This window comes from Microcoleus sp. Pol14D4, assembly GCF_036701245.1.
In the GTDB taxonomy this organism is placed as follows: Bacteria; Cyanobacteriota; Cyanobacteriia; order Cyanobacteriales; family Microcoleaceae; genus Microcoleus.
This window is the reverse complement of the sequence record NZ_JAUBQM010000175.1, coordinates 1-2,752: the sequence shown is the minus strand read 5'-3', so window position 1 is coordinate 2,752 and position 2,752 is coordinate 1. Positions and strand designations below refer to the sequence as shown.

The window sequence follows — 2,752 nt, the reverse complement described above, 5'->3', positions numbered from 1 at the left end:
ATGTTTGGTAGGTACTCAATAATTATGCTCCAATATACCATATTCTGCTAACATGAGATTTAGATGCGTTCGCCCTGACCCTGACCCACTGTGCTGTCTTTAAAAATTGTAGCAAGTTCTTCTTGAAACTCATCATTAAATATGAATGAACGATTCAACCCTTAGAAACGTGAATAACTTGGCTCGTTTAATGCGTTTGACGATCGACGCTTCACCGTCTGAGAGTTCAACTGGAGGATGCCATAAGGGAGGACGCATAAGGTTTCTTTCTTTTTCCCGATCGATGAGAATTTAACAGGCTTCTCAATTCAGATATCATTTTCAGTCTTTTTTGTCAACTCCTAATACTGAACCGACGCCCTAGCACTGGGCTTTGTTCTAGCCCCTGCACTAGCCTGGATAGTTGAGCCAACATCTCTTTCCTGTGGCTGTTAACTGTTGACTGTTGGCTGTTGAAGGAGGGGTCGAAAAACTGAATGATGGTTGAGTGTTGACTGTTGACTCGATTTTACGCCCGACGATGAAGTGCGGATTGGATATAACTGAGATCTTGCACCATTCTCAATTAGCCCTTGCATTTTGGGCCAAAATGTGAAATAAAGGGCGTATAAACAATGTGATAAGTTAATGTTAACCCTCCTTAATTACGCTCAAGCATTAGTCTATACCTTGATGGATTTAATGCCAAGCAAATATCAACAAAAAAGTCTGCGAGCCTTGCTAGGTCTATTTCTGGAAGCAACAGGACAAAGTTTACCTCAGCACTGTCAAACAGTAAGTGCCAGCGCGATTAGTCGCTTCCTCAATCATTACCAATGGTCAGTGCGGGCAGTAATTCGAGTTGTGCGAACCGAAATTATCAGGCAAGTCAAAGCCGAAAGAGGCGTTGGGAGGCGACCAATTTTGACGGTAATTTTGGATATTACCACCCTCGAAAAAATTGGTAAGTTCTCAGGGTTAGGGAAACTAATTAGAGTCTATAATGGTAAACGAGGATTGCACCTGTTAGTCCTCTACATACTTGTGGGAAGAAGTCGAGTACCCTGGGGGTTCCGAGTCTATCGGGGCCAGGGACAGTTGACGCCAATAAAACTCGGTCAAAGATTGCTAAAAACTCTGCCAAAAACCTTAACAGCACATTATGAAATCCGAGTATTAGGTGATAGCGCGTTTGGCAGTATAGAAATGCTCAACTGGGTAAAAAAACAACCACGTACAAGTGGTATTTTTGGGATTAGGAGCGATCGGAGGTTGGCAGATGCGCGGCAGGTAAACCAAGGACTGCAAAGGGGTCAGCAAGTAGTTCTGCAAGGATTAAACTTTCCAGTCACCCTGTCTTGGTATTGGCTCAAACGGGATGATGGCAGTCTCGAAAAACGCTTTGTAATTTCGACAAAACCTTTATCGGCTGTCTACATTACTCGACTCGGTAGAAGACGTTGGCAGATAGAAGGATTCTTTAAGACTGTGAAACATCGGTTTGGTTTGCATCGGTTTGGACAAAGCACTTTATTGGGAGTTTATCGGTGGCTAGTATTATCTTTTATTGCCTACTTTCTCGCCTTCTGGGCATATCTAGCATCGGGAAAAACTACCTTGCCAGATTGGGGAGAGGCGGCGCTACTGGCGAGAGAAACTTTGTTGGCATCTCTAGTAGTTTTGGGGCTGTTAATTAATATCGCTCGCACCCAGAGTTTAGCTCGTCAGCATGGTTTTGACATCACTGTTAGTGGTTGGCAGTATGGCTAATTGAGAATGGTGCAAGATCTCAGATATAAGCTATAGGCGACATCCCGCAACCTCAAAACGGATTTCTCAGGCAGAACGGGAGAATCGAGCGAGCAAAACTCAGGCGACGATTTCCTGCGTACAAGTACAAAATAAATCAGTATACTGGCGAAGGATATTCAAATAACAGCATAATTAGATAAATATTTACACATATCAAGGAGGAATAACATTCGATGCGAAAATTAAACAGTTCAAAGTTGCTCGCCTTACTAATTGGCACAGCAGTCATTTTTGGGATTTTGGTAACATCAGTTAGCGCTCAAGCGAAACTCACAGAGCGATCGAAACTAGCAATTAATGGCATTGGGCCAATTCGGGTTGGTATGACAGTTGATGAAGCGTCAAAAGCAGGTGGGATTAGATTAATTAGAAGTGGGAGTGGTGATATTGACGAGTATCAGTGTTCCTACGTTCAACCAAAAGGAGAGCCAAAAGGAATTGCTTTTATGGTAACAAAGGGTCGCATTGCCAGAGTGGATATTAGCAGCAAGCGCATTACCACCATCAGTGGAGCTAGAATCGGGGATAATGAAAAACGAATTTTATCTTTATATCCAGGGCAAATTAAAGCAACTCCTCATCATTATATAAGCCGCCCACCAGACAATGGAAAATATCTAACTTTCGTCCCTAAAGATGCGGCTGACAAAAACTACCGCATAATTTTTGAGACTAGCAAAAATCGTGTAGATAGGTTCCGTTCGGGTAAACTTCCTGAAGTTGAGTATATAGAAGGCTGTTCGTAATAGGCTCAAAAAACTCTTAATCATGTGACATCTACCTCAACAGCCGACAGCACTTTGGGTTCCATCTCGTACAAATAATTCAGAAGAAGCTTGGCATCGGGAAACAGATTGAGTCGAGGGGGGATATTATTCCCCGCCCCTCTCAGTTAATTAGAGTCGATGCCTGTGTTACCACAGGACACCTCTCCTTCAGAACGCGGACGTGCAGCTTTCAC

2 protein-coding genes are annotated in these 2,752 nt (G+C 43.2%); both read left to right on the top strand.

Annotation, left to right across the window (positions count from 1 at the left end; all coding sequences use genetic code 11):
• Positions 1-627 precede the first annotated feature (627 nt).
• Positions 628-1,749 (top strand): transposase, encoded by a 1,122-nt coding sequence (locus QUA33_RS27850; protein WP_333152976.1) that lies wholly within the window; start codon positions 628-630, stop codon positions 1,747-1,749.
• 215 nt (positions 1,750-1,964) lie between these two features.
• On the top strand, positions 1,965-2,537 hold the full coding sequence (locus tag QUA33_RS27845; RefSeq protein ID WP_333152974.1) for a hypothetical protein: 573 nt from the start codon (positions 1,965-1,967) through the stop codon (positions 2,535-2,537).
• Positions 2,538-2,752 lie beyond the last annotated feature (215 nt).